The sequence below is a fragment of the Sphingomicrobium sediminis genome (assembly GCF_023805295.1).
In the GTDB taxonomy this organism is placed as follows: domain Bacteria; phylum Pseudomonadota; class Alphaproteobacteria; order Sphingomonadales; family Sphingomonadaceae; genus Sphingomicrobium; species Sphingomicrobium sediminis.
The window spans coordinates 1,167,010-1,190,695 of the sequence record NZ_JAMSHT010000001.1 but is presented as its reverse complement, the minus strand read 5'-3'; the positions used below and the strand labels follow the sequence as shown (position 1 = coordinate 1,190,695).

Here is a 23,686-nt window from a genome sequence, read left to right as displayed (position 1 = left end):
CCTATTGGCTTAGCTGGCCAGTCCGACGAGGAACTGGACAACCGAGCTGAAAATCGAATCGATACCGAGGAAGAAGAGTGCGAGGATGGTGGTCATGATCATCACCATGATCGCGGTCTGCACGGTTTCCTTGCGCGTCGGCCAAACGACCTTCGCGGTTTCGGTGCGGACCTGACGGATGAATTCGCCGGGCGATACCTTGGCCACTATTCTTGATCCTTCTTCTCGTCTCGCGGCTTTCGGGTAGGAGATTTCCCCCGCCGCCGGTCGCTGCCGGTGCGGGGAGCGTTTCACCACCCATGTCGCATGGGATGGCGATGTAGCGGCGGTGCTCCGCTTTTGCAAGATGTGCTGGAGCGCCTCAGCGCGCGGCAACGAGGTCGGGGCGGCGATAGAGGATCGTGCCCTCGACATTCTTCACCTCGACATAGTCGGCAAAGGCCTCGCGCACCCATTGGGTCTCCTGCGTCGGACAGAGTTTTCCGACCATCACATGTTCGGGCGCCGCGGCGCGAATCTCGGCGAGATGGGCGGGCGTGTCGAAGCCTTCGAGATAGGGGTACATGTGGAGGATGTAGAAGGGGTAGCGGGTCGCCGGGCGCTGCTCGAACAAATGATAGAGAACCGGCTTTTCGCAGGTGATGTAGGAGGTTGCGCCGGGGTTGAACTCGTCGGCGAAGGCTATGCGCATGCGCTGGCCACGATCACCGTCGGGTGCCCGGTCGGCCATCACGTCGCGAGTCACTTCGACGCCCTTCGCTGTCTCGGCGAGGCCGAAGAGGAAGGCGGGTTCGACCGTGATCAGTGCGGCGATGAAGGCAATGCGCACCTGCTTGGGTTCGCCCAGCGGCACGGCGCGCGCCAGCAGGTAGAAGAAGGGCACCCAGAAGAGCAGGAAATAATGCGGGAAGAAGTAGCCCGAACTGCTCGCCATCAGGATTGCGCCCAATGCCAGCAGCAGGATGCGAATGAAGGGCACCTCTTTGAAGCGGTAGACGAGGAGACCGAGGAACAGCAGCATCGGTAGCGCGAGCACCTGCGCGATTTCGGTGAGATCCTTGCGCAGCCAATATTCCGGGCGCGGCGCGCGGTAAACGGACAGGAAGCTCGCCTGCATCGCGAAATATTCGCCGAGCGTCCCAGCCAGCAGCATCGGCACGAGCAGCGACAATGCCGTCCCGATCGAGGTCAGCCCCGAGACGAGCAGCCAGCGAAATTCGCGTTTAGGATTGGCGATGAAGGCGCCGAGATAGAGCGTCGCAAGTACCGGGCCGGCGAGGTAGTTGACCTGAACCGCAATGCCCGCGGCAATGCCCGCGCCGATGGCACTGGCGAGCGGCCGCTGATCGCGAAAGCCAAAAGCATAGAGCCAGGCAAACAGATAGAAGTTGACGATGATCTCGGTGTTGGTCGGCTGGCCTTCGAGCCCGATCGAGGCGAGCGTGTAGAGCAGACCGAGCCCGGTCGCGATGCCGCGGCTGGCGCCAGCCTGCTGTCGCGCGATCGCATAGATGAAAAGCGATGAGCCGATGGCGACGAGAATGGCGAGCAAGCGCACCGCGATGAGGTGCGGCAGCCCGGTCGCCATGACGCCGGCATAATGGAGATAGATACCGATCGGCTTGTGGTCGAAGGCGTGGCTGTAGGGCCAGTTGCCGCGCAGGATCTCGGCGGCGACGAGCGAATAGGCGCTCTCGTCGATGCTGAGGCTGGTGAAACTGGCGGTGGGAAGACGAAGGGCGAGCGTAAGGAGCACGATCGCAAGGATCGGCAGCCATGGCGCGCTACGCTTCGCCTGCTCCATCCAAATATTCCCCCCAACGCGGCCTGGCAGGGGCAGCAGGATTCGAACCCGCGACCCTCGGTTTTGGAGACCGATGCTCTACCAGCTGAGCTATACCCCTAAGGCCGAACGCGGCTCCTACTGAAAGGCGGGGCCGCGTTCAAGTCCTTTAGGCCGCAACTTCGAACGGTTCGATTTCGCCCGACAGATAAAGGTTACGTGCCTTGACGCGGCTCAATTTGCCCGAGCTGGTGCGGGGCAGGCTGCGCGGCGGCACGAGTTCGACGATCGGGCTGATGCCGGTGATCGAGCGGACACGCTCCTTGATGTCGTCCTTGAGGCGGGCGCGCTCGCCAAGGTCGCTGACGCGGCAATGGACCAGGACGGCGGGCAATTCCTCGCCGCTTTCGGTCGTCAGCGCGAAGGCGGCGATGTCGCCATTCTTGAAGCCGGGCAGTTGTTCGACCGCCCATTCGATATCCTGCGGCCAGTGGTTGCGGCCGTTGATGATGATCATGTCCTTCGCGCGGCCGACGATGAAGATATAGTCGTTGGACAGATATCCCATGTCGCCGGTGTCGAGCCAGCCATCCTCGCTGAGGCAGGCCTTGGTCGATTCTTCGTCCTTGTAATAGCCGGTCATGACCGAGCCGCCGCGGACCAGCACGCGGCCGACCTGCCGCTCGGGCAGGATACGGTCGTCATAGTCGCGAATCTCGATTTCCATGCCTTCGACCGCCTTGCCGCAATTGACGATGGCGCGATAACGCTGCGGGCGATCGTCGCCGCCCGGGGCAGGGGCACCGCCGGCCAATTTTTCTTCCTCGACCAATTCGAGCTTGATGCCTTCACCCGGCGGCATGAGCGACACGGCGAGCGTCGCTTCGGCCAGGCCGTAACTCGGGCAAAATGCCGAAGGCTGGAAGCCGGCATCGGCGAACGAATCGACGAAATTCTGCATGACGTCCGGACGGATCATGTCGGCGCCATTGCCGGCGATACGCCAGCGCGCGAGGTCGAAACGCTCGGCAGCCTTGGTCTGGCTCGACATGCGGCGCGCGCAAATGTCGTAGCCGAAGGTCGGCGAATAAGAGAGCGTGGTGCCAGGATTGCGGCTGATGAGGTCGAGCCAGGTCAGCGGACGGCGGGCGAAATCCTCGGTCTTCATATAGTCGACCGAAATCTGGTTCGCCATCGGGCTGAGCATGCAGCCCACAAGGCCCATGTCATGATACCAGGGTAGCCAGCTGATGCAGCGATCGCTCTGCTGCACTTTGAGGCCAAGGCCGTGGGCGCGAAGATTGTCGAGCAATTGGCGATGGGTCACCGCAACGCCATGCGGGAAACGCGTTGAGCCCGAGCTGTACTGGAGATAGGCGATGGCGTCGGGATCGGCTTCGGGCAGGTCCTTGCCCGCCGGCGCGACGGCATCGAGCTGGCTCCACGTCTTGCCCGGCACCTGGCGCTTGGCCGCAGCTTCGGTGGTGAAGCTTTCCATCTCGTCGGGATAGAGAAAGAGCTGCGGATCGCTGCTGGTGAGCATGACCGTCAGCTGGTCGGTATAGGCCTCGCGCCCGCCAAAGCTGGTCGGCAGCGGCAGCGGGACAGGCCAGAGGCCGGCATAGACCGCGCCAAAGAAGGCGGCAGCGAATTCAGGTCCAGTCTCGGCAACCAGCGCCACGCGCTCGCCCGGCTTGAGCCCGAGCGCCATGAAACGCTGCGCCGCTTCCAGCGCGTCCTCGCGCAATTCGCGATACGTATAGGTGCGCAGCAACGTGCCACGCGCATCGTGAAAGTTCATGCCGCGCGCCCCCTGCGCGGCATAATCGAGCGCATCGCCCATCGTGTCGAAATCGGCGATGCGGCGCTCGAGACGGTCCTGCGTCGGAGTCGTACCCTCAGGCGCGTCTACCGTCTGTGTCTGCGGATTCTTGCTGTCCAGCACCCTGTATTCCTAATCTGCTTCTTGGTTTGGAGCCGTTTCAGCCGGCGGTTTTTCCCGCCATTCCCCCAAAATCGGCGTATCTCAATTGCTCCATGCTGCCTGACTATGGCACAAACAAGGCGCGATGGATAAGCCCGGGCCCAGAAAAAGGCGGAAACGACCGCTCGACGCCACAAAACTGGAAGAAATGGCACTGCGATATGTCGGGCGTTTCGCCACGACCCGGGCCAAATTGCTGTCCTACCTCACGCGAAAAATTCGCGAGCGGGGGTGGGAAGGCGATGACGCGCCGCAGCCCGAGCGCCTCGTCTCGCGCTTTGCCGAGCTCGGCTATGTCGACGATGCCGCTTATGCCGCGATGAAGGGCCGCGACCTTGCCGCAAGGGGCTACGGACCACGCCGCGTGGGGCAGGCGCTGCATGCGGCCGGGATTTCCGACGCAGATAGCGAAGAGGCCAAAGAAGCCGCGAACAAGGCTGCCGTAACGTCAGCCTTGCGCTTCGCACAGCGCCGCCGATTCGGCCCTTACGCTTCCGAAACAATAGCGGATCCCCGGGCACTACAGCGTGCAATCGCTGCATTTGCGCGGGCCGGGCATAGCTACGGTCTGGCAAAGGCGATCCTCGATATGAAGCCCGGCGCTGATGTCGATAGTGAACAACTTTCGCTTTAAATCTAAGCTAAACCCTTAGGGCATTTACGGAAATTCACCTTATGTCGTTTGCACGACATAAGCCTCGCTGCTATATGGCGCAGGATAGGGGGCAGAGAGGGAAGTGGCGTCGTGTATGACAATTCGCCGACATCAGCCGTGAACGTTCACACCGACACAGAGCGGGATGAAGACGTCATCGAGGTCGAGGGCCATGTGAAATGGTTCGATGCGACTCGGGGTTTCGGTTTCCTCGTGAGCGACGATATCGACGGCGACATCCTCATTCATTTCTCCATTCTCAAGGATCATGACCGCCGCAGCTTGCCCGAGGGCGCGCGGCTGGTGGCACTGGCTGCGGAAATGGACCGCGGCTGGCAGGCTCGCGAAATCCTCGAAATCGATCTATCGACGGCCTTGCCCGAAAGCCCGCGCTCGTCCATCTCTAGTGCCGAACGAGCGGACCGCGAGGCCTTGATGGACGAGGCCGGGCCGTTCGAGCCGGTGGAGGTCAAATGGTTCAATCGCGTGAAGGGCTACGGGTTCGTCAATCGGCAGGGCACGAACGAGCCGGACATTTTCATCCACATGGAGACGGTGCGCGAGGGGAACATCATGAACCTCGAGCCGGGGGACCTTTTGGAAGCGCGCGTCGCGGACGGTCGAAAGGGCCTCACCGCCATCGCTTTGCGGGCCGACTAGGCCTCCTCATCGCAGCCTTTGCCGCCACACCGCTGGCGGCTTGCCAGCAATCCGAACCGGTCACGCGCGTCTCGCCTGCGGGCATGGAAGAGCGCGACGTCACCGTCGTCACCGACGATGGCGAACAGCATCGCTTCACTGTCGAGGTCGCATCGACCCCCGAACAGCAGCGCCGCGGCATGATGTTCCGCGAATCGCTCGCGCCCGATCGCGGCATGATCTTCATCTACGAAGAAGAGCGCGTCGCCAGCTTCTGGATGCGCAACACCTATATCCCGCTCGACATGATCTTTGTGCGCGCCGACGGGACCATCGCCCGCATCGCGGAAAATACGATCCCGCTGTCGGAAACGCCTTATTCGAGCCTCGAGCCGGTCACCATCGTCTTCGAGATTGCCGGCGGCCGTGCGGCCGAACTCGGCATCGAGGAGGGCGACCGGCTGGTGCTTTGAGCCTTGCCTTTGCAAGGCGGATAGGGATAAGCGCGCTTTCGATATGGGACTGCTTGGCAAAATCTTCACCTGGTGGAACGGCGCGACCGTCGGCACCGGCATTTTCACGAGCCGCAATGGCGAAAAGGTCGGGCAGGATGCCGCCGGCAATGTCTATTATCGTCACCGCAAGGACCCGGCGCGTCGCTGGGTGATCTATGCCGGCTCGAACGATTCGAGCCGCACCCCGCCGGGCTGGAACGCCTGGCTGCGCGGGACGATCGACGATGTCCCGGGCGACGAGACGCTGCCGCCGCGCCGCGCTTTCGAAAAGGACCCGACGCCTAACCTCACCGGCACGCTGGAAGCCTACCGGCCCGGCGGTTCGATGGCGGGCAAGGGCAAGCGGGCTGCCGCGACCGGCGATTATGAAGCCTGGACGCCCGAATAAGGCCGCGCTGCTTCTCGCGTCGCTGATCGCGCTTACGGCCTGCGACCGCAGCGCCGCGCCGCCGCCTGCCGAACGCGATTCTGAAGTGATCATCGAGGATTCGGGCGAGATCGTCGACAATAGCGCGATCCCCGGCGTGACGCCGATGGCCGAACGCGTCGCCGTCTTGGGCGTGCTCAACAAACGCAACAACATCACCCGCGACATTGAGCTGCGGCCGGGCCAGCAGGTCCGCGTCGGCGATGCGCTCATCCGCCTGCGTGCATGCGAAGTCACCGCGCCATGGGAAGAGGAAACATGGACCGGCGCCTTTGTGCAGGTCGATGTCGAGAGCCGCATCAGCGGCGACATGGAACGGGTCTTTTCAGGCTGGCTCTGGAAAGAAAGCCCCTCGCTCAACGTCGTCGAGCATCAGGTCTATGACGTCTGGCCCAAAAGCTGCGCGATGAGCTTTCCCGACGGCCCTGCGCCGCCGCCCGGTATCCGCTCGGTCAGCAGCTCGTCGATCGCCCCGAATCGTGGTGCCGAGGACGAGGTCGAGGTCGACGACACCGAAGCCCCCGTCGAAGCGAGCGGCGAGGGCGAGCCTTCGGAACCCAGCGACAACGCTTCCGACAATAATTGAAGATAGTCGGACCGCGGCACTGTCGTCGCGCCGAGGCTCTTCAGATGGTCGGTCATGAACTGGCAGTCGAGCAGGGTGAAGCCGCCGACCTTCAACCGCGCCACGAGCCAGGCTAGCGCGACCTTCGAGGCATCGGTCATCCGGCTGAACATGCTCTCCCCGAAAAAGGCACCGCCCAGTTGGACGCCGTATAGCCCGCCGACCAGTTCGCCCTCGTGCCAAGTCTCGATCGAATGGGCGTGGCCTGCAGCGTGAAGTCCCATGACCGCGCGCGCGATGGTCGGGTTGATCCAGGTCTCGTCACGGTCGGCGCAGCCGCCCAACACAGCGCCGAAGGCCTTGTCGCAGGTGACCTCGAAGCGGCCCGAACGCAGCCGCCGCGCAAGGCTTTTTGACAAGTGGAAGCGGTCGAGCGGCAGGATGGCACGCTCGCGCGGTTCGACCCAGAAAATGTCGGGCGCGCTGGCGCTGTCGGCCATCGGGAAGATGCCCGCCGCATAGCCGCGCAGCAGCATTCTGGGGTCGAGTGTCTCGCTCACGCCGCCACCTGTAGCAGCAGCGTGAGCGAACTGGAATGAGGGTGGTGGCCCGCTTTAGAGCGAGCGCAGCTTGCCCGGTTCTTCGTTATGCGCGAGCAGGGGCAGCGTGTCGCCAAAGCTCAGGTCGTAAAACTCGGTATCGAAGCCGTCATATTTGAGCTTGCCGGTCTGGTAGCTGCCATTCTGGTCGCGATAGCTGAAAGTGACCGTGGCGTGGCCCTCGACCTTGCGGCGCGCCGAATGCTTCTGGTTCTTGAGTTCGGTCCAGCCGTCGACGGTGATGCAGCTGCCCTTGGTTTCCCAGGAGCTGCCGCCTTCGCCTTCATAGCTGTTGATGATGGTGCATTCGCGGTCGATCTGGGTGACCTTGGCCTCGACCTCGTGGTAATTCTTGGCCTTGTCATGGTCGCTCGCCATGCCGGCAACACCGGCCACACCGATCATCGAGAGACCGATTACCAAACGCGTCATCATTACTCATACTCCCCACTGTTTGATTGCGGGGAAGCTACCGAATGGCGTTTGATGAAAAGTTAATGGCGGAAAAGCGCCACTATCAGAGGATCTTGCGGACCTCGTCCTGCGGCCGGGCGAGGATGACGCCCTTTTCAGTCTCGACCAGCGGACGGTTCACCAGGATGGGATGCTCGACCATCGCGTCGAGGATCTCGTCGTCCGACGCATCGGCAAGGTTCATGTCCTTGGCAATCTGTTCCTTGGCGCGCAGGCCGTCCTTCGCGCTCATGCCGGCGCGGTCGTACAGGCGCTTCAATTCGTCGCGCGACAGCGGGGTCTTCAGATATTCGATGACCGTGACGTCATAGCCCTCTTCCTCGAGGATGGCCTTGGTCTTCCGCGCAGTGCCGCAGCGCGGATTGAAGGTCATGGTCGCGGTCTTGGTCATGCTGTCCTCTTGTCGGGTCCCGGCTCGTGATCAGTCCGCGAGTACCCAGCGGATGGGCAGGCGGACGGTCATGTCGACGGGCTCGCCTTCATCATCGAGCGCCGGGGTGAAACGGGTTCGGGAAGTGGTGATGTCGCAGGCTGCGGTGTCGAGGTCGAAGCTGCCACTGCTCTGGGCGATGCTGCAGTCGGTCGCGCGGCCGTCCGCCGTTATGGTAATACGGATGATGCTCAGCCCCTCGCGGCCCTCGCGCAGCGCGCTGGCGGGATAGTCGCTCGACCCCACCGCTCCGTCGAGCAGGCGCGGCGGTTCGCCAGCGGCCAGCGCCAATGCCATTGCGGTCGCAAGCATCAGTCTTCCTGAGCCTCCAGCCATTCTTCGAGCCACTTGATCGTATAATCGCCGGTGGCGAATTCGTCGGTGGCGATGATGCGCTGGTGGAGCGGCACGGTAGTCTTCATGCCGTCGAGCACGAATTCCTCGAGCGCGCGCTTCAGGCGCAGGATGCAGCGGTCTCGGTCGGTGCCGTAGACGATCAGCTTGCCGATCATGGAGTCGTAGTAAGGCGGGACCGAATAGCCGGCATAGAGGCCGCTATCGACGCGGACATGCATGCCGCCCGGCGCGACGTAATTCTTCACCTTGCCGGGGCTCGGCGCGAAGGTCTTGGGATCCTCGGCATTGATGCGGCATTCGATGGCATGGCCCATGAGGACGATTTCGTCCTGCCCGACGCTGAGGCCGTCGCCCTGCGCGACGTGAATCTGCTCGCGCACGAGGTCGAGGCCGGTGATCATCTCGGTCACCGGATGCTCGACCTGCAGGCGGGTATTCATTTCGATGAAGTAGAATTCGCCATCCTCGTAGAGGAACTCGATCGTACCCGCGCCGCGATAGCCCATGTCGGCCATGGCGTTGGCGCAGATCATGCCCATCCGCTCGCGCTCTTCCTCGGTGATGACCGGGGAGGGGGCTTCCTCGATGACTTTCTGGTGGCGGCGCTGGATCGAGCAGTCGCGCTCGCCCAGGTGGATCGCCTTGCCATTGCCGTCGCCGAATACCTGGAATTCGATGTGGCGCGGATTGCCCAGATACTTTTCCATGTAGACGGTGGGGTCACCGAACGCATTCTTCGCTTCGGTCGACGCCTGCTTCATCAGGCTTTCGAGTTGGTCGGCCTCGGGCACGACCTTCATGCCGCGACCGCCGCCGCCGGAGGCTGCCTTGATGAGCACCGGATAGCCGATTTCCTCGGCCAGCTTCTTGGCTTCCTCGACGCTCTCGATCGCGCCTTCGCTACCCGGCACCAGCGGCAGGCCGAGCTTGCCAGCGGTGCGCTTGGCCTCGACCTTGTCGCCCATGACGCGGATATGTTCGGGCTTTGGGCCGACCCAGGTGATGTCGTGGCTTTCGACGATCTCGGCGAACTTGGCGTTCTCCGACAGGAAGCCATAGCCAGGGTGGATCGCATCGGCGTGCGTCACTTCGGCGGCCGAAATGATGTTGGCGATGTTAAGATAGCTGTCGGTCGCGGGCGGCGGGCCGATGCAGACCGTTTCGTCGGCCAGGCGGACATGCATGGCGTCGGCATCGGCGGTCGAATGCACGGCCACCGTCTTGATGCCCATTTCATGGCAGGCGCGATGGATGCGCAGCGCAATCTCGCCGCGGTTGGCGATGAGGAGTTTCTTTATCATCTGTCCCGGCCCCTTAGCCGATGATGGCGAGGAGCTGGTCGAACTCGATCGGCTGCGCGTCGGCGACCGCAAGCTTCTTGACCGTCCCGCTGGTCGGCGCGGTGATCGGGTTCATGACCTTCATCGCCTCGACGATGAGCAAAGTGTCGCCTTCCTTGACCTGGTCGCCTTCCTTGACGAACTGCGCAGCGCCGGGCTCGGGCGAGAGGTAGGCAGTGCCGACCATCGGCGCGAGCACGCGGGTGCCGGCGACATCGTCACCGCCGCCGCTGTCGGCAGGCGCGGCTTCGGCAGCGAGCGCGGCGGCCTGGGGCGCTGCAGCGGGTGCAGCGACAGGCGCCGGCGCCGGTGCAGGCGCGGCGGCCATGACCATGCCGGTTTTGCGGCTGACGCGGATCTTGCGATCGCCATCCTCGACTTCGATTTCGGTGAGCTCGTTCTCGCTCAGCAGTTCCGCCAGTTCGCGGACCAGCGCGCTGTCGACGCGCATTTTCTCAGTGCCGTTGCTTTTGGGCATCCGATATTCCCTGTTGTTGCGGCGCGTTGCCCCGCGCCTTCTTCTGTTGTGCCGCTATCTGGACGATCCGGTGCGCGGCGTCCAGCGCGAGGAGGTAACCTTGGGTCCCGAGACCCTGGATGCCGCCGACCGAAACTTGGCTGAGCAGGCTCTGGCGACGGAAGCCCTCGCGGGCGTAGATGTTGCTGATATGGACTTCGATCACCGGCACCGTGATGGCGGCCACCGCATCGCGGATCGCGATCGAGGTGTGAGAATAGGCGCCGGCATTGAAGATGATCGCGGCGACGCCCTGGTCCATCGCCTCGTGCAGCCAGTCGATCAGCTGTCCTTCGTGATTGGACTGCTTGACCGTCACCTGGAAATTCAACGGCGCGGCCTTCTCCGACAAAGCAAGCGTGATGTCGTCGAGGCTTTCGGTGCCATAGAGACGCGGCTCGCGCGTGCCGAGCAGATTGAGGTTCGGCCCGTTGAGGACGAGGATCTGTGCTGGTGATGTCATGACGGCCCCCTATATGGACCGAAAGGCCGTAACGGAAGGAAATATAGTGAACATCCATGTCAACGGGGAGCCGCGCGAGGTCAAGGAAGGCGTTACCATCGCCGCCCTGATCGAGCAGATCGGGCTCGATCCCAAGAAGGTCGCGGTCGAACGCAATCGCGAAATCGTGCCCCGCGCCACGCTCCGCGATGTCGCGGTCGAGGATGGCGACACATTCGAGATCGTGCATTTCGTCGGTGGCGGTTGAGGCGAGGGGCCGTTAAGGAAACGCGCATGACCGATAGCAACAACGATACGTGGACCGTCGCCGGACGGACCTTCACCTCGCGCCTCATCGTGGGTACCGGCAAATATAAGGACTTCGCGCAGAATGCTGCTGCCGTGGAGGCATCGGGCGCGGAAATCGTCACCGTCGCGGTGCGTCGGGTGAATGTCTCCGATCCGGACCAGCCGGTGCTGCAGGATCATATCGATCCCAAGAAGATCACCTACCTGCCCAACACGGCAGGCTGCTTCACTGCCGACGATGCCATTCGCACGCTGCGCCTGGCGCGTGAGGCGGGCGGCTGGGACCTGGTGAAGCTGGAAGTGCTGGGAGAAGCCAAGACGCTCTATCCCGACATGCGCGAGACGCTGAAGGCTTGTGAGGTGCTGGCCAATGAAGGCTTTCACCCGATGGTCTATTGCGTCGACGATCCCATCGCCGCCAAGCAGCTCGAGGATGCGGGCGCGGTGGCGATCATGCCGCTGGGCGCACCGATCGGGTCGGGGCTCGGCATCCAGAACCGCGTCACCATCCGCCTGATCGTCGAGGGCGCCAATGTGCCCGTGCTGGTCGATGCCGGCGTCGGCACGGCGAGCGATGCGGCAGTGGCCATGGAATTGGGCTGCGACGGCGTGCTGATGAATACCGCCATTGCCGAGGCCAAGGACCCCATCCGCATGGCCCGCGCGATGCGCCTTGCAGTCCAGGCCGGTCGCGACAGCTATCTTGCCGGACGCATGGCCAAACGCCGCTATGCCGACCCGTCGAGCCCGCTTGCGGGCCTGATCTAGCCCAAGCGGTCGTCACTGCCGACGAGTTGAGGCACGGCATCGAAGCCCCTGCGTTGGTTGGGTAATTCTAATCAAAGTAGGAGTATCCAACATGGGTGAACTGACCGAAAAACTTAAAGGCAATGCCAACGAAGCTATTGGTGAAACCAAGGAATCGATTGGCCGCGCCACCGATAACGAGTCGCTGATCGTTAAGGGTGACGCGCAGGAAAAGAAGGGCGAAGCCCAGCAGTTCAAGGGTGAAGTCGAAGGGGCGCTCGGCAACGACGTCTAATCGAACCCTGATCAGATAGCCGGATGCGTATTTTCCGGTGCAAGAGGCCGGCCCTTGTGGGTCGGCCTTTTTTGCGTCAGGGGCATCGTTTCATGTGCATTGCGACGAAGCGGGAGTCGTCCGGGGCCGGGGGTCGAACCGGGCTGGCGGTCAGTTCGTTCATTCAGTCCCACCCCCAAGTATAGGAGTATGACATGAGCGATCAACGCAATCCCGACAGCCCGCAGCCGAGCTATGGCGAACCGATCGGCCAGAACCGCGAGCCCGATGGCTACCAGCAGCCGAGCGAAGAAGTGAGTTCGGAAATTCCGAGCTACGACAGCGAGGAAGAAGAGTAAGCGCCCAGGCGGTTCGTTGGAGCCGCCAGCGATGAAGAGGGGTCGTGCCACCTTCCCCGGCGCGACCCCTTTTACTTGCCCGAAATCCGCCACTTCCTCCGATCCGGACCGGTTTGAGGGCAACGATCGCGTTAACGATGTTTTATCGCTCCATGTGCTCGGTTTGCACGCCTTGAAAGGATCGGGATGCCACCCAAGACGCCCTTCAGGCCCGCGACCCCTGGCCGCGCGATGCCGACGACTGCGCCATCCGATCCTGCCGGGATGGACGAGGCGCTGCTGGCCGTGGATCATCCGTGCGGCAATTTCGTCGACGCGACCGACGCCTTCGCGCCCTTGTTCGGCGATCCGGACGCGCGCGGCGGGCGAAAGTGGAGCGAGGTCTTCAATCCCGCCAATGCGCGCGAGATCGACCCGCGCGACATCCTCGAGGAATTGCCAAAGCTTTAGCGGGATTTTAGCGCGCTGATCGTCGTCGAGTTGGTGATGATTTCTACATCGGTGAGGCAGTGGAGGAGGCGGATGCCCTTTTTCTCGAGCGCGCGATCCAATGCGGGGCCGAATTCCTCGGTGGTGGTGATGCGCTCACCCCAGCCACCGAAGGCCTCGGCGAACTTCACGAAATCGGGATTGCCGGCACCAAGGTCGGTGCCGCTTACACGATCGGGATAGTCTCGTTCCTGGTGCATGCGGATGGTTCCGTACGTGCCATTGTCGACGAGGATGATCAATAAATCGGCGCCGCGGCTCGCCGCCGTCGCCAGTTCCTGCCCGTTCATCAGGAAGTCGCCATCGCCTGCGACGCAGACCACCTTGCGGTCGGGAAAGCGGATGGCCGCAGCCACGCTGGCTGGCGCGCCATAGCCCATCGTGCCGCTGGTCGGGGCAAGCTGGGTCGGCTGCTCGCCATAATGCCAATAGCGATGCCACCAGCCCGAAAAATTGCCGGCACCATTACAGATGATCGTGTCGGCAGGGAGCTTCTCGCGCATCGCTGCGACGCAGGGGCCGAGATCAAGCGCGACACCGTCGCGGGGCTTGGGATCGCTCCATTCGCGCCATTCCCTGTGCGCCTCCGCGCCGGTGGAGAAGGGGACGAGGTCGTCATCCTCCCACGCATCGACCACCTGCGCGAACTCGGCCATGTCGCTCACGATCGGCAGGTCGGTGCGGTAGACGCGGCTGATTTCGTTGGGGTCGGGGTGGACGTGAACGAGGATCTGGTCGGGATGGTCGGGGGTGACGAGCGTGTAGCCGTCCGTCGTCGATTCTCCCATGCGCGCGCCGACCGCGATGATGAGGTCGGCATCGCGAATGCGTTGCTGCAATTTGGGATTGGGGCCGTAGCCGAGTTGCCCGGCATAGACGGGTGAGGCATTGTTGACCGCATCCTGTCGCCTGAAGGCTGCCGCGACGGGAAGGCCGATCCGCTCTGCCCAGCTGGCAAAGTGATGGCCCGCGCAAGGGCACCAGTCCGCCCCGCCGACGATGGCAATCGGGCTGGCGGCATCCTTGAGCAACTCCATCAACGCGCCGACACCTCCTGGATCGGGGCTGATCGGTGCAGGCGTAATGGCGGGTCGGTCGGTCGCCTCGACCTCGTCCCGCAACATGTCTTCGGGCAGCGCGAGGACGACCGGTCCGGGGCGCCCGCTGCTGGCGACGCGGAAGGCGCGGGCGACATATTCGGGGATGCGCGCGGCATCGTCGATCTTGGCCGCCCATTTGCAGATCGGGCGGAAGAAATCGGGAAAGTCGATTTCCTGGAAACCCTCGCGGTCATGGTCGCCGCGCGCCACATCGCCGATGAAGAGGATCATCGGCGTCGAATCCTGCATCGCCACATGGACGCCGCCCGATGCGTTGGTCGCACCCGGACCGCGCGTGACGAAGGCGATGCCCGGCCGTCCGGTCATCTTGCCGTCGGCATCGGCCATATAGGCGACCCCGCCTTCCTGGCGGCAGATCACATTGTCGATTTCGGGGCTGTCATGCAGCGCGTCGAGGACGGCCAGATAGCTCTCGCCCGGTACCGAGAAGATGCGATCGACGCCCTGCGCGATCAGTTGGTCAACGAGGATGCGTCCGCCGGTTCGTTTGGTCATGCGCATCGCTTAGCCCCCGCGCGACAAAGCGTCACCCCCATGTGCGTTTCGTTAACCAATTTTGAGGGACCGAGCGGTTAGGCCTTCGGCATGGATCCGAAAAGCTTCCTTGTCGCGCTCTATGCGCAGGTCGCATTCATCGCGCCCTTTCTGCTCGTCATCACGCTTGTCGAGATGCGTTTCGAGCGCAACAGTGTCGACATGAAGACGCGGATGCGCGGCGTGCCTCAGAACATCATCCAGCTAGGGATGCGCATTTTTGCGGGCTGGGCATTCTTCGTCGTCTATCGCGAGCTTGGCCTGTCGCCGGTTGTGGCACCGTTCAAGGAGATGGGGCCGGTCCTCGGCACGATCCTCACCAGCGTGCTCGCCTATCTGTGGCTCGATTTCCTGATCTACTGGGTGCATCGCTTCATGCACCGCTTCACCTGGCCGTTCCACGCGCCGCATCACAGCCTTGAGCAACTCTCGGCGATCAACAGCCACAATCATTGGGTCGACCCGCTTATCGTCGGTGCGCTCGTCGGTTTTGTCGGGGCGCTGGTCGATCGCGGCTACGAGATCATCATGCCGGTCATGGTCCTGATGATGCTGCAGACCTACTGGGTCCACTCGGATCTCAAATTTGGCGCCGGACCGCTCAAATATATCATCGTGGAGCCGGCCTTCCACCGCATCCACCATTCGCGCGACCCCAAGCATTTCGACAAGAATTTTGGGACGATCACGCCGCTTTGGGACGTGATTTTCGGTACCGCTTACTGGCCCGAGAAGGACGAGCGACCGGATATCGGTCTCGATGATTTCCCTGAGCCGAGCTTCAAGGAATGGTGGCTTGCGCCCTTCCACTACATTGCGCGCAACCGCAAAGCGAAGCGGGCTGCCGAAGCGTCGACAGTCCGTGAGGCAGCCGACGCCTGACCGGCCTCAGCCCATGTGGATGGCTTTGACGACCTGGTAGGTCTCCAGGCCCTCCTTGCCGCCTTCCGAACCGAAGCCCGAATCCTTGACCCCGCCGAACGGCGCGTCGGCGCTGGAGATGGCAAAGCTGTTGATGCCGACCATGCCGGCCTCGATCATGTCGCCGAGGATGTTGGCGCGGGTGAGGTCGTTGGTGAAGGCGAAGGCGGCGAGGCCGTAGGGCAGACGGTTGGCCTGATGCAACGCCTCGTCGAGATCCTTGAAGGGACGCGCGACGGCGACCGGGCCGAACGGCTCGTCATTCATGATCTTGGCTTCGAGCGGTACGTCGGCGAGCAGGGTCGGCTGGAAGAAGTTGGCATTCCCCATTGGCTCGCCGCCCGCCATCACGCGCGCGCCCTTGGCCTTGGCGTCGGCGACAAGGTCACCGACCGCAGGCAGGCGGCGTTCGTGGGCGAGGGGACCCATCTGGGTCGCATCATCCATGCCGTTGCCGACCTGCACCTTGCCAGTTCGCTCGGCGAAGCCGGCGATGAAGTCGTCGTAAATGCCTTCCTGCACATAGAAGCGCGTTGGCGAGACACAGACCTGGCCGGCATTGCGAAATTTCTGCGGGACGAGCTTGTCGAGCGTCGCATCGAGATCGACATCGTCGAAGACCAAAACGGGCGCATGGCCGCCCAGTTCGAGCGTCAGGCGCTTCAAGCCATCGGCTGCAAGGCCCATCAGGTGCTTGCCGACGCCGACCGAGCCGGTGAAGCTCACCTTGCGGACGATGGGCGAGCCCATGAGGTGGCGGCTGACCATGTCTGGATCGCCATGGACAAGCTGGAAGACGCCTTGGGGCAGGCCTGCCTCGGCGAGCGCCTTGGCGACCGCATTGGTCGAGCCCGGCGTTTCTTCAGGCGGCTTGCTGATCACGCTGCACCCTGCAGCGAGCGCCGCGGCGACCTTCTTGGCGAGCAGGTAGATGGGGAAATTCCAAGGCGTGAATGTCGCGACCACACCCACCGGCTGGCGCTGCACGATGGAACGCTGGCCCACCGGGCGCACCAGCGTGCGGCCATAGTCGCGCTTGGCCTCCTCGGCATACCAGTCGAACATGCTGGCGGCGCCATAGACTTCGCCGATCGCTTCCTTGAGCGGCTTGCCCTGTTCCTGCGTCAGGAGCGCGCCAATCTCTTTGGCGTTTGCCTTGAGATAGCTGCCGGCCTTGCGAAGGATGGCGCCGCGCTTCTCCACATCGGTGCCGCGCCAGACGGGAAAGGCGCGCTCGGCCGCAAGCAACGCGGCATCAAGGTCGGCCTTGCTGGCGAGCGGCAGCTCTGCGAGCGTTTCGCCGGTGGCGGGATTGGTCACGGCCATGCAGTCGCGGCCTTCGCCGGATTGCCATGCGCCATCGATGAATAGTTTGAGATCGGTCTGGTAAGTCATGAGGCGACACATAGGCGCGCTGATTGGCGGTTGAAAGGCCTGATCAGCCGTCCTAGGTCGGTGGGGTATCAACTTACATTTTGGTCAGGAGCCACTTCACATGGAAAAAGCCGAACTCGCCGCGAAAATGCAGGAAAACGAAGCCTGGGTGGAAGGCAAGAAGGTCAAGATCGACTATGCCGACAAGGGCGTCATCATGCTGGACGGCGTGAACAAGGCGGTCACCGAAGAGGATGGCGATGCCGACACCACGATCAAGGTGACCTGGGAAGACTGGCAGGCGATGGCCGATGGCCAGCTTGATGGCATGACGGCTTTCATGACCGGTAAGCTCAAAGTCGAGGGCGACATGTCCAACGCCATGCAGCTGCAGGGCGTGCTCGCTAAGCTGCGCGGCTGACGCCCAGCGAAACCGAAAAGAAAAGGCCCGCTCCGGGATGCCGGGGCGGGCCTTTTTCTTTGCGATCGCTGCGCGGGTTATTCGGCTTCGATGTCCCGCAGCTTCCAGCTCAGGATCAGCACCGGCAGGATCAGGACGTAGAGCATGAAACCCCAGAAGAAGCCGTTGAGATGGTCCGCCACATTGGGCAGCCACAGCCCGACATCGTTGGCGATCATCAGATAGCCCATGAACAGGACGACGACGACGGCCACCCCCTGATAGGCGCTGGTGATCGAGCGAAGGCGCATTTGCAGCTCGAACTCGTCGAGTTTGATCTTCTCGTTGGAGGCGATCTTGTAGACTCGCGACGACCAGATGGGGACAGTCGCGAAGGCGGCGCTCGCGATCAGCAACAGGCCGAGAATGGCGAGCCAGTCGACCGGCGAGAAGAGCCGGAGCAAAGCGCCGACCGAATAGGCTGACAGCGCGTAGATGCTGAGCGCGAGGATCTTGCGCGGGTGCGTGTTGAACCCCCAGGCGGTCGTGTCCTTGCTGGCCATGCCGATCTTCTCGCGGGCCGCCTTGGTACGCTCACTTTCCTTGAACGAAATCACTTGGTCGTCTCCTTGGTCGCCGCGGCGGCGAGCAATTCGCTGACCGACGGGAAGGGGCTCAAAGAGAAGATCGCTTCGACCGGCACGCCATAATGGTCCGCCATCTTGAGCGCGAGTTCGAGGCTCGGCTTGTAATCGCCGCGTTCGAGGAACCCGATGGTCTGCGGGTTTACATCGATCGCTTCAGCGAGCTCCTTGCGAGACTCACCGCATTCGGCGCGGAAGAGGGCAATGCGGTTGTGCATCAGTGCGAATCGTTTCTCTCAATTGCGATACGTTGTGTTTACACAACAAATCATCGCAATGTCAATCGGGGCAGGTCGCCGCCGGCGTTGAGGCTGACGGGCGCTCATTCGCTTCGTCTTGATGGTCGGCCCTATTTGGCGGGAGCCTTAAATCGCGCCAGGATGTGACCAAGCCCGCGCTTCTGCCCCTGCGCCAGCAGGCTCGCCTGGAACAGCCGCCCGAGCAGGAACAGCATCAGCGCGGTAAAGGCTGCGAGCACCAGGCCCGCGCCGATCAGTTCCACTGTCCCGATCCCGGCACCCAGACGCGCCAGCACCACAAACGGCGTCAGCGGTGGGACCCAGGTCATTGCCGACACGACGCCGCTCGCGCTGCCGGCAATCACCGCCTGCATGAGGAAGGTGACCGGCAACAGGATGACCATCATCACCGGCATGACGAAGCCGTTGGCCTCGTTCATGTCGTCGCTCAGCACGCCGATGCCGAGGAATATGGTCGACAGCGCGACATAGCCCATCAGGAAGAAATAGAGGATCGTCACCACCGCGCCCACATTGGCGAGCGGCTCCAGCGCCGGCCGGATGAATTCGGCGACCGCACCTTGCTGGGTGAAGGCCACGAATATCGCGCAGGCGACCCAGACGAGGACCATGGAGAAGCCGATGGCGGCGGTGCCCATCAGCTTGCCCAGCATGAGCTGTTGCGGGCGCACGCAGGCGAGCATGCTTTCGATGAGCTTGTTGGAGCGTTCCTCGACCGCGCCCTGCACCAGCCAGTTGCCCGAGAGGACCAGGCTCATCATCAGGACGTAAGCGAGGGCGACCGGCAGGATCGAGCGGATGATCGTGACGTCCGATGCACCGCCACCCGGCGGCGGCGTGGAAATGGAGATGGAAGGCGTGGCGCTTTCGATTGCCGCGATGCGCTCGGGCGCGATGCCTTCGGCGCCCAGCATCCGGCCGCGCAATTCGCCCTGCGTGACGCCTTGCAGGATATTCATCAGCGATTGGCGCGGCGGGTTGTCGGCCCAGACGTGAAGCACCAGCTGTTCGCCATAATCGGCATCGACAAGCACGATGACATCGGGGGCAGGGGGCGCATCCTCGCCTCTACCTTCGAACAGGCTTTCGCGCTGCGCCTCGATCTCCTCGACGCTGGCATCGGCGATGGCCGCAGGCGTCTCGACGATTTCGTACCAGGGCGGGGAAGGCTCGAAGGCCGGGGTTTCTTCGGCGCGGGCGGCATCGATGGTCTCGATCGCACCGTCGAGACCGCCTGCGTCGCGGAAGGCGAGGACATCGGCGGGCCCGAAAGCGCGGCCATCTTCGGCCCAAGGGGCATCGCCGACGGCATCCTGGAGGTCATGGCGGCGTACGTAGCGCGCCAGCGAGTTCATGACCCGCACATCCTCTTCGAACGCGATGCGCTCGGAGATGGCTTCGCCGACATTGCCGGGGTCGCGGTCGATGAGGACGATCCGGTCGGCACGATCATCGTCGAGGAAGTCGGCAATGAGCGGTCCGACCAGCAATAGGGCTGGCAGCAGCAGCATGGTGATCCAGAAGCTGCGCATCTTGGCGATGTGGCGATATTCGCGGGCGGCGATCAGCAGGATATTGTTCATCGTGCGGCCTCCTCTTCGCCGACAAGGTGGACAAAGACGTCGTGCAGGTCCGCGCGGTGAACGTCGAATCGCCTTAGCGGCGTGCCGCTGGCGGTCAATTGTTCGAGCAGGTTGGCGGCCTTGATGTCGGGGTCGAGCGCAAGCTGCCAGTCGGTCCAGCCGTCCGCGCCGGAACCGACGCGCTCAGCGCTGGCGACACCGCCAAGCGATGAGGGATCGATCTTGGCGGTGACATGCACTTTGGTGGCGAGCAATTCGCGTGCCTCGTCGGGCGTGCCCTCGAAGCGCTTCTTGCCCTTCTTGAGCACCAGCATGCGGTCGCACAGCCGCTCGACATGCTGCATCACATGGGTCGAGAACATGACCGCAGCGCCATTCTTCTGCGCGCGCACGATCTCGTCTTCCAGCAATTGCTGGTTGACCGGATCGAGGCCCGAAAAGGGTTCGTCGAGGATGAGGAGTTCAGGGCTGTTGACGATGGAGGTCGCCAGCTGGACCTTTTGCGCCATGCCCTTGGACATGTCGGCGATGGCCGACTTGGCGCGGTCGGCCAGCTCGAACCGTTCGAGCAGCGCCATGCCCTCGCGCTTGGCATCACCGGTGGTCATGCCCTTCATGCGCCCGAAAAAGATGATCGTCTCGATCGCGGTCATCTTGGGATAGAGGCCGCGTTCCTCGGGTAGGAAGCCGATGCGATTGCCCTGTTCGGGTCCCGGCTTGCCGCCCAGCACCTCGATCCGCCCGCTGGTCGGACGGATGATGTCGAGGATCATGCGCATGCTCGTCGTCTTGCCGGCGCCATTGCCGCCAAGAAAGCCGAAAATCTCGCCAGGCCGGACTTCGAACGACAGATCGTCGACGGCGACGATCTCGCCGAATGTCTTGCGGACGTCGTGCATGGAAAGAAGCGACATGACGCTGGATACCCCCTGTTGGAATTGCCGCGAGCATCCCCGACCGCTCGTAAAGGTCAAGCATTTCGTCGACGAACGGCTTGTCAGTCCCAACTGGCGTCCTTAGTCCGGGCCGCAACCAAGCAGGGAGGACATGGCCTCGATGAAAAAGATTTACGACAATGCTGCCGAGGCGCTCGACGGGCTGCTGACGGACGGCATGCTGATCGCCGCGGGGGGCTTCGGCCTTTGCGGCATTCCCGAGCGCCTCTTGGACGCGATCCGCGACAGCGGGGTCAAGGACCTCACTTTCGCCTCCAACAATGCCGGTATCGACAATGAAGGCATCGGCAAGCTGCTGCGCACGCGGCAGGTGAAGAAGATGATCTCTTCCTATGTCGGCGAGAATAAGGAATTCGAACGGCAGTTTCTCGCCAAGGAGTTGGAGGTCGAGTTCTGTCCCCAAGGCACCTTGGCCGAGCGCATGCGTGCGGGCGGCGCGGGCATTCCCGGCTTCTACACTAAGACCGGCGTCGGTACCGTCGTCGCCGAGGGCAAGGAGCATAAGGAGTTCGATGGCGAGACCTACATCATGGAGCGCGGCATCTTCGCCGACCTTTCCATCGTGAAGGGCTGGAAGGCCGACGAGATGGGCAATCTCATCTTCCGCAAGACGGCGCGCAACTTCAACCTGCCCGCCGCGACCTGCGGCAAGGTCTGCGTTGCCGAGGTCGAGGAAATCGTGCCGGTCGGCGCATTGGATCCCGACTGCATCCACTTGCCCGCCGTCTATGTGAACCGCCTCATCAGCGGCTCGCCCTACGACAAGAAGATCGAATTCGTGACGACCCGCGAACGGGAGGACGCATAAATGACCATCCGCACCATCGCCGCAGCCATTGCGCTGGCAAGCCCTGCGCTCGTCTTTGCCGGCACCGCCGACCATCACGCCGAGATGACCGAAGAGCAGAAGATCGAGCAGGTCATCACCGACGTCTATGCGGTCATTTCGGGGCCCATCGGACAGGAACGCGATTTCGACGCCATGCGCGCCATGTTCACCGAGGATGCGCGGCTCCAGATGATCGCGCCGGACAACAGCGTCCGCGGCGGTACGGTCGAGGATTATATCGCCAGCTCGGGGCCTTTCCTGGTCCAGAACGGCTTCACCGAAAGCGCGCTGGTCAACCGGATCGAAGTCCATGGCGACTTGGCTCAGGCCTGGTCCAGCTATTCGGGCACGTTCACGCAAAATGGCGAACCGCGCAGCCTGCGCGGGATCAACAGCTTCCAGCTGGTGCGCCAGGCCGACGGCCGCTGGCTCGTCCACTCCATCCTGTGGCAGCATGAAGGCCCCGGCCGTCCGCTTCCCGCCGACATGGAAGGGAGCGCCGAATAATGCCCTGGGATCGTAACCAGATGGCCGCGCGTGCGGCGCAGGAATTGGAAGACGGCTATTTCGTCAATCTCGGCATCGGGATCCCGACGCTCGTCGCCAACTATATCCCTGAGGGGAAGACGGTGACGCTACAGTCGGAAAACGGGATGCTGGGTATCGGCCCGTTTCCCTATCCCGACCAGGTCGATGCTGACCTCATCAATGCCGGCAAGCAGACGATCAGCGAGCTCCCGTCGTCGAGCTATTTCGACAGCGCGCAGAGCTTTGCGATGATCCGCGGCGGGCATATCGACCTCACCGTGCTTGGCGCGATGGAAGTCGCGGAGAATGGCGACATCGCCAACTGGATGATCCCGGGGAAGATGATCAAGGGCATGGGCGGCGCGATGGATCTCGTGGCCGGCGTCAAGAAAATCATCGTGGTGATGGAGCATGTCTCCAAGAATGGCGACCCCAAGTTCAAGCCGGCCTGCGAGCTGCCGCTCACGGGCCAGAATGTCGTCGACATGATCATCACCGATCTGGGAGTCTTCCACCGCAAGGATCATGACAGCCCGTTCCGCCTGATCGAACTGGCGCCCGACGTCACGGTCGAGGAAATCGCCGCCAAGACCACCGCTTCTTACGAAGTCGCAGTCTGATGCGCGCGCTGCGCAGCCACGCGCCGGGCGGCCCCGACACGCTCCAGCTCGACGAGCTCGACAGTCCCGAGCCGGGGCCGGGGCAGGTGCGCGTCGCGGTCAAGGCGGCGGCGATCAACTATCCCGATCTGCTGATCATCCAAGACCTCTACCAGATGAAGCCGCCGCGGCCCTTTTCGCCGGGCGGCGAGATTGCGGGCGTGGTCGATGCGCTGGGCGAGGGGGTCGAGAATGTGAAGGTCGGCGATCGTATCATCGCGGTCCCCGGTTTTGGCGGGCTGGCCGAGGAAATGCTGGTCCCGGCGGCCAGCTGCATCCCGCTGCCCGACAGCCATAGCTTCACCGACGGCGCCGCGCTGATCCTCACTTACGGGACGGCGATCCATGCGCTGAAGGATCGCGGACGGATTGCAGAGAAGCAGGACGTGCTTGTGCTGGGCGCGGCTGGCGGCGTCGGCCTCGCCACGGTCGAACTCGCCAAGGCCTATGGCGCCCGTGTGGTCGCGGCAGTGTCGAGCGAGGATAAGGCCGAGGCGGTCAGGAAAGCAGGCGCGGACGAGGCGCTCGTCTACGATCGCGGCCCCTTCGACAAGGAAGCGAGCAAGGCACTTGCCGGTCAGTTCAAGGGCGCGGCCAAGGGCGAGGGCTTCGACATCGTCATGGACCCGGTCGGCGGCGACTATGCCGAACCGGCGCTGCGCAGCCTCGGCTGGCAAGGCCGCTACCTGATTGTCGGTTTCCCGGCAGGCATTCCCAAGATCGCGCTCAATCTGGCGCTGCTCAAGGAAGCAGAGCTGAGCGGCGTCTTCTGGGGCGCGTTTGCGATGCGCGATCCGGCCGCCAATGCCGCGCACACACGCGAATTGTTCGAGCTTTGGAGCGCGGGCAAGATCGCGCCGCAGGTGACCGAGACCTTCCCGCTTGAAAAGGCGCATGAGGCCATCGCCGCGCTCGCGACGCGCAAGGTGATCGGCAAGCTCGTCGTCGAGATGGCGTAACGAAAAAGGGTCG

Annotated in this window: 31 protein-coding genes, 1 tRNA gene and 1 pseudogene; 16 read left to right on the top strand and 17 right to left on the bottom strand. The window is 63.1% G+C overall.

The window, feature by feature from the left end:
- Positions 1–9: 9 nt before the first annotated feature.
- The 4 genes from secE to NDO55_RS06185 form a co-directional block, all read right to left on the bottom strand.
- The gene (secE, locus tag NDO55_RS06200; protein ID WP_252113441.1) at positions 10–207 is read right to left on the bottom strand and encodes a preprotein translocase subunit SecE; all 198 of its coding nucleotides are present in this window, start codon (positions 205–207) and stop codon (positions 10–12) included.
- Between the two features lie 154 nt (positions 208–361).
- Positions 362–1,804, bottom strand: coding sequence for an ArnT family glycosyltransferase (locus NDO55_RS06195; RefSeq protein ID WP_252113440.1), 1,443 nt, complete (start codon positions 1,802–1,804; stop codon positions 362–364).
- Positions 1,805–1,828: 24 nt separating this feature from the next.
- Positions 1,829–1,904 (bottom strand) — tRNA-Trp (locus NDO55_RS06190).
- Positions 1,905–1,952: 48 nt separating this feature from the next.
- Positions 1,953–3,626 carry a fatty acyl-AMP ligase gene (locus NDO55_RS06185; RefSeq protein WP_252115557.1) on the bottom strand — a complete coding sequence of 558 codons (1,674 nt, stop codon included), beginning with the start codon at positions 3,624–3,626 and terminating at the stop codon, positions 1,953–1,955.
- A gap of 289 nt (positions 3,627–3,915) precedes the next feature.
- Between NDO55_RS06185 and NDO55_RS06180 the strand changes: the two genes are divergently transcribed.
- From NDO55_RS06180 to NDO55_RS12075, 5 genes and pseudogenes are all read left to right on the top strand, one after another.
- The gene (locus NDO55_RS06180; protein ID WP_252113439.1) at positions 3,916–4,401 is read left to right on the top strand and encodes a regulatory protein RecX; all 486 of its coding nucleotides are present in this window, start codon (positions 3,916–3,918) and stop codon (positions 4,399–4,401) included.
- A 111-nt stretch (positions 4,402–4,512) separates the two neighbouring features.
- Positions 4,513–5,082: a cold-shock protein gene (locus NDO55_RS06175; RefSeq protein ID WP_252113438.1), complete on the top strand. Its 570-nt coding sequence runs from the start codon at positions 4,513–4,515 to the stop codon at positions 5,080–5,082.
- 83 nt (positions 5,083–5,165) lie between these two features.
- Complete coding sequence (locus tag NDO55_RS06170; RefSeq protein WP_252113437.1) at positions 5,166–5,534, top strand: DUF192 domain-containing protein; 369 nt, start codon at positions 5,166–5,168, stop codon at positions 5,532–5,534.
- Positions 5,535–5,577: 43 nt separating this feature from the next.
- Positions 5,578–5,964, top strand: coding sequence for an NADH:ubiquinone oxidoreductase subunit NDUFA12 (locus NDO55_RS06165; RefSeq protein ID WP_252113436.1), 387 nt, complete (start codon positions 5,578–5,580; stop codon positions 5,962–5,964).
- Positions 5,942–6,346, top strand: a pseudogene (locus NDO55_RS12075) (DUF2155 domain-containing protein); the annotation flags it as partial. The gene NDO55_RS06165 and the pseudogene NDO55_RS12075, both read left to right, overlap by 23 nt.
- Before the next feature lie 35 nt (positions 6,347–6,381).
- Here the strand turns inward: NDO55_RS12075 and aat are convergent.
- The 7 genes from aat to aroQ all read right to left on the bottom strand — a co-directional run bounded on the left by aat (position 6,382) and on the right by aroQ (position 10,748).
- The gene (gene aat, locus NDO55_RS06155; RefSeq protein ID WP_252115554.1) at positions 6,382–7,104 is read right to left on the bottom strand and encodes a leucyl/phenylalanyl-tRNA--protein transferase; all 723 of its coding nucleotides are present in this window, start codon (positions 7,102–7,104) and stop codon (positions 6,382–6,384) included.
- A gap of 78 nt (positions 7,105–7,182) precedes the next feature.
- Positions 7,183–7,602, bottom strand: coding sequence for a hypothetical protein (locus NDO55_RS06150; RefSeq protein ID WP_252113435.1), 420 nt, complete (start codon positions 7,600–7,602; stop codon positions 7,183–7,185).
- Between the two features lie 82 nt (positions 7,603–7,684).
- Positions 7,685–8,032: an arsenate reductase family protein gene (locus NDO55_RS06145; protein WP_252113434.1), complete on the bottom strand. Its 348-nt coding sequence runs from the start codon at positions 8,030–8,032 to the stop codon at positions 7,685–7,687.
- A 30-nt stretch (positions 8,033–8,062) separates the two neighbouring features.
- Complete coding sequence (locus NDO55_RS06140) at positions 8,063–8,383, bottom strand: energy transducer TonB (protein ID WP_252113433.1); 321 nt, start codon at positions 8,381–8,383, stop codon at positions 8,063–8,065.
- On the bottom strand, positions 8,383–9,729 hold the full coding sequence (gene accC / locus NDO55_RS06135; protein ID WP_252113432.1) for an acetyl-CoA carboxylase biotin carboxylase subunit: 1,347 nt from the start codon (positions 9,727–9,729) through the stop codon (positions 8,383–8,385). The genes NDO55_RS06140 and accC overlap by 1 nt, the downstream gene beginning before the upstream one ends.
- Positions 9,730–9,742: 13 nt before the next feature.
- Positions 9,743–10,246: an acetyl-CoA carboxylase biotin carboxyl carrier protein gene (gene accB / locus NDO55_RS06130; RefSeq protein ID WP_252113431.1), complete on the bottom strand. Its 504-nt coding sequence runs from the start codon at positions 10,244–10,246 to the stop codon at positions 9,743–9,745.
- Positions 10,224–10,748 carry a type II 3-dehydroquinate dehydratase gene (aroQ, locus tag NDO55_RS06125; protein WP_341869970.1) on the bottom strand — a complete coding sequence of 175 codons (525 nt, stop codon included), beginning with the start codon at positions 10,746–10,748 and terminating at the stop codon, positions 10,224–10,226. The genes accB and aroQ overlap by 23 nt, the downstream gene beginning before the upstream one ends.
- 46 nt (positions 10,749–10,794) lie before the next feature.
- Between aroQ and thiS the strand changes: the two genes are divergently transcribed.
- From thiS to NDO55_RS06100, 5 genes are all read left to right on the top strand, one after another.
- Entirely contained in the window at positions 10,795–10,995 is a 201-nt protein-coding gene (gene thiS, locus NDO55_RS12070; RefSeq protein WP_252113429.1) for a sulfur carrier protein ThiS, read from the top strand.
- A gap of 26 nt (positions 10,996–11,021) precedes the next feature.
- Positions 11,022–11,804, top strand: a complete 783-nt coding sequence (locus NDO55_RS06115) for a bifunctional sulfur carrier protein/thiazole synthase protein (RefSeq protein WP_252113427.1) — start codon at positions 11,022–11,024, stop codon at positions 11,802–11,804.
- 91 nt (positions 11,805–11,895) lie between these two features.
- Positions 11,896–12,078, top strand: coding sequence for a CsbD family protein (locus NDO55_RS06110; RefSeq protein ID WP_252113425.1), 183 nt, complete (start codon positions 11,896–11,898; stop codon positions 12,076–12,078).
- A gap of 194 nt (positions 12,079–12,272) precedes the next feature.
- Entirely contained in the window at positions 12,273–12,416 is a 144-nt protein-coding gene (locus tag NDO55_RS06105) for a hypothetical protein (RefSeq protein WP_252113424.1), read from the top strand.
- Between the two features lie 186 nt (positions 12,417–12,602).
- Positions 12,603–12,866, top strand: coding sequence for a hypothetical protein (locus NDO55_RS06100; protein WP_252113422.1), 264 nt, complete (start codon positions 12,603–12,605; stop codon positions 12,864–12,866).
- On the opposite strand, the gene NDO55_RS06095 is transcribed toward NDO55_RS06100, so the two are convergent.
- Positions 12,863–14,527 (bottom strand): thiamine pyrophosphate-binding protein, encoded by a 1,665-nt coding sequence (locus NDO55_RS06095; protein WP_425276881.1) that lies wholly within the window; start codon positions 14,525–14,527, stop codon positions 12,863–12,865. The genes NDO55_RS06100 and NDO55_RS06095 overlap by 4 nt on opposite strands.
- A gap of 84 nt (positions 14,528–14,611) precedes the next feature.
- Here NDO55_RS06095 and NDO55_RS06090 point away from each other — a divergent pair, with 84 nt between their 5' ends.
- Entirely contained in the window at positions 14,612–15,442 is an 831-nt protein-coding gene (locus NDO55_RS06090) for a sterol desaturase family protein (RefSeq protein ID WP_252113418.1), read from the top strand.
- Positions 15,443–15,448: 6 nt separating this feature from the next.
- On the opposite strand, the gene NDO55_RS06085 is transcribed toward NDO55_RS06090, so the two are convergent.
- Positions 15,449–16,876: an NAD-dependent succinate-semialdehyde dehydrogenase gene (locus NDO55_RS06085; RefSeq protein ID WP_252113416.1), complete on the bottom strand. Its 1,428-nt coding sequence runs from the start codon at positions 16,874–16,876 to the stop codon at positions 15,449–15,451.
- 100 nt (positions 16,877–16,976) lie between these two features.
- On the opposite strand from NDO55_RS06085, the gene NDO55_RS06080 reads away from it, so the two are divergent.
- On the top strand, positions 16,977–17,276 hold the full coding sequence (locus NDO55_RS06080; protein ID WP_252113414.1) for an SCP2 sterol-binding domain-containing protein: 300 nt from the start codon (positions 16,977–16,979) through the stop codon (positions 17,274–17,276).
- A 77-nt stretch (positions 17,277–17,353) separates the two neighbouring features.
- On the opposite strand, the gene NDO55_RS06075 is transcribed toward NDO55_RS06080, so the two are convergent.
- The 4 genes from NDO55_RS06075 to NDO55_RS06060 all read right to left on the bottom strand — a co-directional run bounded on the left by NDO55_RS06075 (position 17,354) and on the right by NDO55_RS06060 (position 20,656).
- Positions 17,354–17,872 (bottom strand): hypothetical protein, encoded by a 519-nt coding sequence (locus NDO55_RS06075; protein WP_252113412.1) that lies wholly within the window; start codon positions 17,870–17,872, stop codon positions 17,354–17,356.
- Positions 17,869–18,117, bottom strand: coding sequence for a helix-turn-helix transcriptional regulator (locus NDO55_RS06070; RefSeq protein WP_252113410.1), 249 nt, complete (start codon positions 18,115–18,117; stop codon positions 17,869–17,871). The genes NDO55_RS06075 and NDO55_RS06070 overlap by 4 nt, the downstream gene beginning before the upstream one ends.
- A 131-nt stretch (positions 18,118–18,248) precedes the next feature.
- Positions 18,249–19,742 carry an ABC transporter permease gene (locus NDO55_RS06065; RefSeq protein ID WP_252113408.1) on the bottom strand — a complete coding sequence of 498 codons (1,494 nt, stop codon included), beginning with the start codon at positions 19,740–19,742 and terminating at the stop codon, positions 18,249–18,251.
- The gene (locus NDO55_RS06060) at positions 19,739–20,656 is read right to left on the bottom strand and encodes an ABC transporter ATP-binding protein (RefSeq protein WP_252113406.1); all 918 of its coding nucleotides are present in this window, start codon (positions 20,654–20,656) and stop codon (positions 19,739–19,741) included. The genes NDO55_RS06065 and NDO55_RS06060 overlap by 4 nt, the downstream gene beginning before the upstream one ends.
- Before the next feature lie 142 nt (positions 20,657–20,798).
- On the opposite strand from NDO55_RS06060, the gene NDO55_RS06055 reads away from it, so the two are divergent.
- The 4 genes from NDO55_RS06055 to NDO55_RS06040 are packed head-to-tail and all read left to right on the top strand — an operon-like array spanning position 20,799 to position 23,673.
- Entirely contained in the window at positions 20,799–21,506 is a 708-nt protein-coding gene (locus tag NDO55_RS06055; RefSeq protein ID WP_252113404.1) for a CoA transferase subunit A, read from the top strand.
- Positions 21,507–22,034: a YybH family protein gene (locus NDO55_RS06050; protein ID WP_252113402.1), complete on the top strand. Its 528-nt coding sequence runs from the start codon at positions 21,507–21,509 to the stop codon at positions 22,032–22,034.
- Positions 22,034–22,675, top strand: a complete 642-nt coding sequence (locus NDO55_RS06045; RefSeq protein ID WP_252113400.1) for a 3-oxoacid CoA-transferase subunit B — start codon at positions 22,034–22,036, stop codon at positions 22,673–22,675. Before NDO55_RS06050 ends, NDO55_RS06045 begins: the two co-directional genes overlap by 1 nt.
- Positions 22,675–23,673 carry an NADPH:quinone oxidoreductase family protein gene (locus tag NDO55_RS06040; RefSeq protein WP_252113398.1) on the top strand — a complete coding sequence of 333 codons (999 nt, stop codon included), beginning with the start codon at positions 22,675–22,677 and terminating at the stop codon, positions 23,671–23,673. The genes NDO55_RS06045 and NDO55_RS06040 overlap by 1 nt, the downstream gene beginning before the upstream one ends.
- The last annotated feature ends 13 nt before the right edge of the window (positions 23,674–23,686 follow it).

Excerpts from the sequence above, each read along its gene's own strand:
- NDO55_RS06195 (WP_252113440.1), bottom strand. The coding sequence starts at position 1,804 with ATGGAGCAGGCGAAGCGTAGCGCGCCATGGCTGCCGATCCTTGCGATC.
- NDO55_RS06185 (WP_252115557.1), bottom strand. The coding sequence starts at position 3,626 with ATGGGCGATGCGCTCGATTATGCCGCGCAGGGGGCGCGCGGCATGAAC.
- NDO55_RS06180 (WP_252113439.1), top strand. The coding sequence starts at position 3,916 with ATGGCACTGCGATATGTCGGGCGTTTCGCCACGACCCGGGCCAAATTG.
- NDO55_RS06170 (WP_252113437.1), top strand. The coding sequence starts at position 5,166 with ATGGAAGAGCGCGACGTCACCGTCGTCACCGACGATGGCGAACAGCAT.
- NDO55_RS06165 (WP_252113436.1), top strand. The coding sequence starts at position 5,578 with ATGGGACTGCTTGGCAAAATCTTCACCTGGTGGAACGGCGCGACCGTC.
- aat (WP_252115554.1), bottom strand. The coding sequence starts at position 7,104 with ATGCTGCTGCGCGGCTATGCGGCGGGCATCTTCCCGATGGCCGACAGC.
- NDO55_RS06150 (WP_252113435.1), bottom strand. The coding sequence starts at position 7,602 with ATGATGACGCGTTTGGTAATCGGTCTCTCGATGATCGGTGTGGCCGGT.
- NDO55_RS06145 (WP_252113434.1), bottom strand. The coding sequence starts at position 8,032 with ATGACCAAGACCGCGACCATGACCTTCAATCCGCGCTGCGGCACTGCG.
- NDO55_RS06140 (WP_252113433.1), bottom strand. The coding sequence starts at position 8,383 with ATGCTTGCGACCGCAATGGCATTGGCGCTGGCCGCTGGCGAACCGCCG.
- accC (WP_252113432.1), bottom strand. The coding sequence starts at position 9,729 with ATGATAAAGAAACTCCTCATCGCCAACCGCGGCGAGATTGCGCTGCGC.
- accB (WP_252113431.1), bottom strand. The coding sequence starts at position 10,246 with ATGCCCAAAAGCAACGGCACTGAGAAAATGCGCGTCGACAGCGCGCTG.
- aroQ (WP_341869970.1), bottom strand. The coding sequence starts at position 10,748 with ATGACATCACCAGCACAGATCCTCGTCCTCAACGGGCCGAACCTCAAT.
- NDO55_RS06115 (WP_252113427.1), top strand. The coding sequence starts at position 11,022 with ATGACCGATAGCAACAACGATACGTGGACCGTCGCCGGACGGACCTTC.
- NDO55_RS06110 (WP_252113425.1), top strand. The coding sequence starts at position 11,896 with ATGGGTGAACTGACCGAAAAACTTAAAGGCAATGCCAACGAAGCTATT.
- NDO55_RS06105 (WP_252113424.1), top strand. The coding sequence starts at position 12,273 with ATGAGCGATCAACGCAATCCCGACAGCCCGCAGCCGAGCTATGGCGAA.
- NDO55_RS06100 (WP_252113422.1), top strand. The coding sequence starts at position 12,603 with ATGCCACCCAAGACGCCCTTCAGGCCCGCGACCCCTGGCCGCGCGATG.
- NDO55_RS06095 (WP_425276881.1), bottom strand. The coding sequence starts at position 14,527 with ATGCGCATGACCAAACGAACCGGCGGACGCATCCTCGTTGACCAACTG.
- NDO55_RS06090 (WP_252113418.1), top strand. The coding sequence starts at position 14,612 with ATGGATCCGAAAAGCTTCCTTGTCGCGCTCTATGCGCAGGTCGCATTC.
- NDO55_RS06085 (WP_252113416.1), bottom strand. The coding sequence starts at position 16,876 with ATGACTTACCAGACCGATCTCAAACTATTCATCGATGGCGCATGGCAA.
- NDO55_RS06080 (WP_252113414.1), top strand. The coding sequence starts at position 16,977 with ATGGAAAAAGCCGAACTCGCCGCGAAAATGCAGGAAAACGAAGCCTGG.
- NDO55_RS06070 (WP_252113410.1), bottom strand. The coding sequence starts at position 18,117 with ATGCACAACCGCATTGCCCTCTTCCGCGCCGAATGCGGTGAGTCTCGC.
- NDO55_RS06065 (WP_252113408.1), bottom strand. The coding sequence starts at position 19,742 with ATGAACAATATCCTGCTGATCGCCGCCCGCGAATATCGCCACATCGCC.
- NDO55_RS06060 (WP_252113406.1), bottom strand. The coding sequence starts at position 20,656 with ATGTCGCTTCTTTCCATGCACGACGTCCGCAAGACATTCGGCGAGATC.
- NDO55_RS06055 (WP_252113404.1), top strand. The coding sequence starts at position 20,799 with ATGAAAAAGATTTACGACAATGCTGCCGAGGCGCTCGACGGGCTGCTG.
- NDO55_RS06050 (WP_252113402.1), top strand. The coding sequence starts at position 21,507 with ATGACCATCCGCACCATCGCCGCAGCCATTGCGCTGGCAAGCCCTGCG.
- NDO55_RS06045 (WP_252113400.1), top strand. The coding sequence starts at position 22,034 with ATGCCCTGGGATCGTAACCAGATGGCCGCGCGTGCGGCGCAGGAATTG.
- NDO55_RS06040 (WP_252113398.1), top strand. The coding sequence starts at position 22,675 with ATGCGCGCGCTGCGCAGCCACGCGCCGGGCGGCCCCGACACGCTCCAG.